This is a genomic window from Achromobacter agilis (assembly GCF_900496965.1).
Lineage (GTDB): Bacteria > Pseudomonadota > Gammaproteobacteria > Burkholderiales > Burkholderiaceae_B > Achromobacter > Achromobacter agilis.
In genome coordinates this window covers 70106-76710 of sequence record NZ_UFQB01000030.1, presented here as the reverse complement: position 1 = coordinate 76710, position 6605 = coordinate 70106, and the positions used below count along the sequence as shown (strand labels likewise).

Here is a 6605-nt window from a genome sequence, read left to right as displayed (position 1 = left end):
CGCGGCGGGGGACTGGGATGCGCGGGGCGTCGATAAGCCCGAGGGAATCCGAAGGCAGTCGCCGCAGGCGACAACGAGGATGACGCAGGGGAAGTCCGGAGCGAAGGCTCCGGACCGCAATCGTGGACCCGCGCATCCCGGGCCCCCGACGTGGCTGGCGGCCCGGGAATCGAACGCGGTGTCAGACACCCGGGAGCGCCGGCCTCAATTCCTGCGGGTGTCTCGTACGGGTGTCAGACACTTGGATATCCACGCTGCGCACGGCCTCAGCCGCAAGACACTGCAAGCCCCAAAAGGCCGCCCGCGCGGCCGGCCTGGGGCGGGCGACGCAAGATCGTCCGCGGCAAAACCGCCGTTGGCTAAAACCCAAGCACACCAATCGCCCCGGCGGCCGAGGAATCAACGCCGCCCGAGCCGGACGCGGCGGGGGACTGGGATGCGCGGGGCGTCGATAAGCCCGAGGGAATCCGAAGGCAGTCGCCGCAGGCGACAACGAGGATGACGCAGGGGAAGTCCGGAGCGAAGGCTCCGGACCGCAATCGTGGACCCGCGCATCCCGGGCACACGACGTGGCTGGCGGCCCGGGAACTGAACCCGATGTCAGACACCCGGGGAGCGTTGGCCTCAATTCCTGCGGGTGTCTCGTACGGGTGTCAGACACTTGGATATCTACGCTGCGCGGGCTGGCGACCAGGGAACCGGAGCTGATGCCAGACACCCGGGAGCGTCGGCCTCAATTCGTGTGGGTGTCTCGTACGGGTGTCAGACACTTGGATATCTGCGCTGCGCGGCCCGGGAACCGAACCCGGTGTCAGACACTTGCCTCTGCACGCCGCGCGGCTTTATAGCCAGCCGGATTTGCGGAATCGCCAGTACAGGATGGAACAGGCCGAGGCGATGACCCCGAGCGTGACGGGATAGCCCCAGGGGGTTTTCAGTTCGGGCATGAATTCGAAGTTCATGCCGTAAATGCCGGCAATGGCGGTGGGCACCGCCAGGATGGCGGCCCAGGAGGCCAGCTTGCGGGTGGTATCGTTCTGCGCCGCCTGGCCGATCATGAGGCTGGCTTCGAACGCGAACGCCAGGGATTCGCGCAGGGAGTTGAACAGTTCGTCCACGCGCAGCACGCGGTCGGCCACCTCGCCGAAATACGGCCGGGCGTGCTCGTCCACGGCCGACATTTCCACCCGCGCCAGGCGGCGGCAGATCTCTGCCAGCGGCGACACCACCGTGTGGATGCGCAGCAGGTCGCGGCGCTGCCGGTACAGCCTGCGGATATCCGAGTCCTTGGCGCCGCGGATCAGCAGCTTCTGCTCGGCGCCCTCCACCACCGTCTCGATCTTGCCGGCCGCCGCAACATAGCGGTCGACCAGCCAGTCCAGCAGTTCGGACGCCACGTAATCGCTGCCGCGCTTGAGCAGGTCGGGCGAGGCTTCCAGCCGTTCGCGCAAGGGGCTATGGCCCGCCGTGGCGCCGCGACGCACCGTGACCAGGAAGCCGTCGCCGATGAGGAACTGGGTTTCGCCGAAGATGGGACGCTCGGCCTCGACCTCCACCGTGATGGCCACGATGAGAACCATATTCCCGTAGTCGATGATCTTCGGCCGCCGGTGGGTTTCCAGCATCTCTTCCTGGTTCTTGTCGCAGGCGCCGAGTTCGCTCGCGACCCTGGTCAGCAGTTCGGGACCGGGATTGCGCAGGCCGATCCAGAGCATGCCGTGGCCCTGGGCGACGTACTGCCCGACCTCGTCGATGGGGACCTCGCGTTCCCGCCGTCCGTTGATGTAGGCGATCGACGCGACGACCTCGCCCTTCGGCGCGTCGGCGGCGCGTTCTTCAGTAGACATAAACACCCTCTGACAATGCGATCCCTGCCGGACAGCTTATGCGTATCGGGCGATGATAGCCCGTTCTACGAGAACAGATTGCGCACCCGGCGGGCCACGTCCACGCTGGGCGCCTGCGGTTCCTTCGGCGCGCCGCGTCCGGCGGGCAGATCCGGCGGCTTGGGCAGGTGATCGAACAGCGGCAGCATCGCGTTCGAGATATAACGGGTGCGCGACCCGTAGACATGGCGGTCGCCCATGCCGGTCTGCTGGTGCACATAGAAGCGCTGCGGCACGATGAGCTGCAAGCGTTCCTTGGCGCGCGTCATCGCCACGTACAGCAGGCGCCGTTCCTCTTCGATCTCTTCGGCCGTGCCGGTGCTCATGTCGGACGGGATGCAGCCGTCCACCACGTTCAGCACGTAGACCGCCTTCCATTCCTGCCCCTTGGCGGAGTGGATGGTGGACAGGATCATGTAGTCCTCGTCGCGCAGCGGCGCGCCCGATTCGTCGCTGGTGGCGTCCGGCGGATCCAGCGTCAGTTCGGTCAGGAAGCGTTCGCGCGATGGGTAGCCCGATGCGATGCGCAGCAGCTGGTCGAGATCCGCCCGGCGCACGCGCGCGTCGTCGTACAGGCGCTCCAGCTGCCCCGCGTACCAGCGCAAGGCCAGGTCCGCATCGGCCGGCCATTTCAGTCCAGGATCGCACAGCGCCGCGTAGGTATCGGCGAACCCGCGCCACGCTTCCTGCGCCGCCGCGCCGGGCTTGAATTCGCGCAGCGCACGCAGGGGTTCCGGCGACGCGGACATGGCGTCCATCAGTTTGCCCGCGGTGGCCGGGCCGACGCCCGGCAGCAATTGCGCCACGCGAAAACCGGCCATGCGCCCGCGCGGATTCTCGGCCCAGCGCAGCAGCGACAGCAGGTCCTTCACGTGCGCGGCCTCCAGAAAGCGCAGGCCGCCGAATTTCACGAAAGGAATGTTGCGGCGGGTCAGTTCGAGTTCCAGCGCGGCGCTGTGGCTGGCGGTGCGAAACAGCGCGGCCTGCGACTTGAGCGCGGCCCCGCCTTCGCGTTGCGCCAGCACCTGGTCGGCCACCCAGCGCGCCTGCCCGGCTTCGTCGCTGACCGTCACCAGCTCGGGCAGCTGGGACGACTGCCGGTCGGTCCAGAGGTCCTTGGCGTAGCGTTCCGTCGCCTGGCCGATGACGGCGTTGGACGCGTTCAGGATCGGCTGGGTGGAACGGTAGTTGCGGTCCAGCGTGATGACGCGCGCGGGCTTGGGGAACTGGGCCGGAAAGTCCAGGATGTTGCGCACCGTGGCCGCGCGGAACGAATAGATGGATTGCGCATCGTCGCCCACCACCGTCAGGCCGCGCCCGTCGGGTTTCATCGCCAGCAGGATGGCCGCCTGCAGACGGTTGGTGTCCTGGTATTCGTCCACCAGCACGTGGTCGAAGCGTGCGCCGACGTCGGCCGCGATCCCCGGATCCGACATCATCTCGGCCCAATAGAGCAGCAGGTCGTCGTAGTCCAGGACCTGCTGGTCCTGCTTGGCCGCCACATAGGCCCGGAACAGGTTCTTGAGCTCGTCCTCCCATTGGGCGCACCAGGGGAAGGAGGTTTTCAGTACGTCGGCCACGGGCGCCTGACTGTTGACCACGCGCGAATAGATGGCCAGGCAGGTGCCCTTGAGCGGAAAGCGGGATTTGGTGGACGACAGACCCAGCTCATGGCGGACCATGCCCATCAGGTCTTCGGCGTCGCCACGGTCATGGATGGTGAAGACGTCGGACAGGCCGATCCGTTGCGCGCAGTCGCGCAGCAGCCGCGCGCCGATCGCGTGGAAGGTGCCCGCCCAGGGCAGCGATGGCGGCTGTTGCGTGGCGCGCAGGTTCATCACCCGCTGCAGCACCGAACCCACCCGCCGGTCCATTTCCAGCGCCGCGCGACGGGAGAACGTCAGGAGCAGCATGCGCTGCGGATCGGCGCCGTTCAGGATCAGGTGCGCAACGCGGTGCGCCAGCGTATTGGTCTTGCCCGAACCGGCGCCCGCGATCACCAGCAAGGGGCCGTCGTCCCCGGGCGCGCCGGCCACGCCGAACTCGGCCGCTTCGCGCTGGGCGGGATTGAGATCGGCCATGGGATCGGGACGGTCGGAGGTGGACGGGGACGGCAGGCGGGTCGGGTCGGACATGGAACGGGGGCCGCCGGCGGCGGCCTCGCAAATAAGCAGCCAGGGCGTTGCCCGGCTTGGGATGGACACTGTATATTTATACAGAATTTTTTGCTTTCCGTCCGATCCCGTGCCCGCCCGGCGGCGCCCCGCCCGCCTCTGCGCGCCCTGCCCCCATGAGCCTCCTGACCGGCACCGCTTCCTGGACCGACCCGACCCTGCTGGCTTGCGGACGCTTCTACCCGCCCGAGGTCCGCAGCGCCGAAGCCCGGCTGCGCTTCTATGCGTCGCGCTTTTCCATGGCGGAGATCGATTCCAGCTACTACGCCATGCCCACGGCGGAAAACGCTTATCTTTGGGACCAGCGCACACCTGACGGATTCGTCTTCAATATCAAGGCCTTCCGGCTGTTCACCGGGCACCAGACGCCGCTTTCCGCACTGCCGGCCGACATCCGCCGCGAGCTTTCCGGCTGGCCGGATCCCGTCATCTACCATGACCGCATGCCCCCAGACCTGCGCGATGAACTGTGGCGCCGGTTCCAGCTCGCGCTGGAACCGCTGCGGCTGCCCGGCAAGCTGGGCGCGGTGCATTTCCAGTTTCCGCCCTGGATCCGGCGCGACGCGCGCGGCATGGCGCGGGTGGCCGACTGCGCGCGGCGCCTGGAAGAACACCTGGTGTCGGTGGAATTCCGGCACGGCAGCTGGTTCGGCACGCCGGCGGCCACCGCCGGCACCCTGGCGTTCGAACGCGAACTGGGCGTCGCGCATACGGTGGTCGATGCCCCTCAGGGGTTCGACAACACCGTGCCGGCCGTCTGGGAATGCACGCATCCCGACCTGGCACTGCTGCGCCTGCACGGGCGCAACGCGGCCGCCTGGAACGTATCGGGCACGGCGTCATCAGGACGCTTCCAGTACGAATACACGCAACAGGAACTGGCCGAGCTGGCCGAGCGCTTCTCGCGGCTGGCGGCGCAAAGCGCCCAGGCGCACGCAGTGTTCAACACCAATTTCGAAGACCAGGGCATGCGCAACGCCGCGGCCTTCGCGGCGGCGCTAGCGCCGGCCTGACTGCGCCACGGCTGCCCGCGCGGGCGCGCGCGCCACGTCGGCCAGGCTTTCCAGCAGCACCTCGAACTTGCGCGCGATCTCGTTCTCCGGAACGCAGGCATAGCCCAGCAGCAGGCCGGGGCGGCGTCCTTCGTCGTTGACGTAATAGCGCGACAGCGCCCGCGTCAGCACGCCCTTGCTGCGCGCCACGTCCACCACGCGCAGGTCGTCCATGTCCGGCGGCAGGGTCAACACCAGGTGCAGGCCCGCCATGCTGGCGTCGCGATGAAGCCAGTCGGGGCCCAGCCGCCGTTCGATCAGGTTGACGAGCATGGCGCGGCGGCGCCCGTACAGCATGCGCATGCGGCGGATGTGGGCCGCGTAATGGCCTTCGGAGATGAAGGTGGCCAGCGCGGCGTGCGTCATCAGGTGGCCTTCGCGGTAGAGCTCCGCGTGCGCGGCCTGGAACGCGGCCGTGAGCGTCTTGGGCAGCACCAGGTAGCCGACGCGCAAGCCCGGGTACAGGGTCTTGCTGAAGGTACCCATATAGATGACGGGCGCGTCGGGCTCCAGCCCCAGCAGCGAGGCGATGGGCCGACCGGAAAAGCGGAACTCGCTGTCGTAGTCGTCCTCGATGATCCAACTGCCGCTTTGGCGCGCCACCGCCAGCAGTTGCCGCCGGCGGGCCAGCGACATGACCGGGCCCAGCGGATACTGGTGCGAGGGGGTAACAAAAATGAAGCGCGGCGGCGTGGTGACGGTCTCGGGCAGCCGCATGCCCTCTTCGTCCACCGGCAGGTGCACCGTATGCAGGCCGTTGGCCTGTAGGATGGTGCGGGCGCCCCAGTAGCCCGGATCCTCGACCCACGCGGTCTCGCCGGCCTCGCCGAGGATGCGGGTGGCCAGGTCGATGGCCTGGTGCGAGCCCTCGGTGATGATGATCTGCTCGGGATCGCAATCGATGGAGCGGGTCAGCGCCAGATGCTGCGCCAGCGCCTCGCGCAGCGCCGGCAGGCCGCCGCCGTAGGCGTAGGTCAGCAGGTCGGGCGAGGGATTGCGCCACAGGGCGCTGAAGATGCGCCCGAACTTCTTGTGCGGGAACTCGGTCAGGTCGGGCACGCCGGGCATGAAGGCCCCCCACTGGTAAGGCGACGCCGACACGCCGTCGACAATGGCCGCGCCGCGCGGGGATAGCACCGGGCGCGGTTGGGCCGGAGGGGGCAGGCGCCGCCGCCGGCCGCTGGCCAGGTAGGAATCCGGAACGGAGGCATTGACGAACGTGCCGTTGCCCTGGCGGCTGCGGGTGTAGCCTTCGGCCAGGAGCTGGCTATAGACGTGGACCACGGTGTTGCGGGCGATGCCGAGCTCGGCGGCCAGGTCGCGCGTGGCCGGCAATCGCGAGTCGGCGGCAATGGCCCCGTCCAGGATCGCTTCCCGGATACCCTGGTACAAACGCTTGTTCATCGGCTCGCTGGAGCCGTCGGCCAGGCGCAGCAGCAGCAAGTCACCAACGATGGAACGCAATTGGTTCTACCTGATTTATCAAAGTGGTT

General features: G+C 68.0%; 4 protein-coding genes. 1 reads left to right on the top strand and 3 read right to left on the bottom strand.

The window, feature by feature from the left end; all coding sequences use genetic code 11:
• Window positions 1–842: 842 nt before the first annotated feature.
• Window positions 843–1847 (bottom strand): magnesium and cobalt transport protein CorA, encoded by a 1005-nt coding sequence (locus tag AGI3411_RS26365; RefSeq protein ID WP_129530273.1) that lies wholly within the window; start codon window positions 1845–1847, stop codon window positions 843–845.
• A gap of 65 nt (window positions 1848–1912) precedes the next feature.
• A complete protein-coding gene (locus AGI3411_RS26360; RefSeq protein WP_129530272.1) occupies window positions 1913–4021 on the bottom strand; it encodes an ATP-dependent helicase in 2109 nt (702 codons plus the stop codon).
• Window positions 4022–4176: 155 nt separating this feature from the next.
• Here AGI3411_RS26360 and AGI3411_RS26355 point away from each other — a divergent pair, with 155 nt between their 5' ends.
• Window positions 4177–5073, top strand: coding sequence for a DUF72 domain-containing protein (locus AGI3411_RS26355; RefSeq protein WP_129530271.1), 897 nt, complete (start codon window positions 4177–4179; stop codon window positions 5071–5073).
• On the opposite strand, the gene pdxR is transcribed toward AGI3411_RS26355, so the two are convergent.
• Window positions 5059–6576, bottom strand: a complete 1518-nt coding sequence (gene pdxR, locus AGI3411_RS26350) for a MocR-like pyridoxine biosynthesis transcription factor PdxR (protein ID WP_425265378.1) — start codon at window positions 6574–6576, stop codon at window positions 5059–5061. The two genes, AGI3411_RS26355 and pdxR, sit on opposite strands and share 15 nt — an antisense overlap.
• Window positions 6577–6605: the final 29 nt, after the last annotated feature.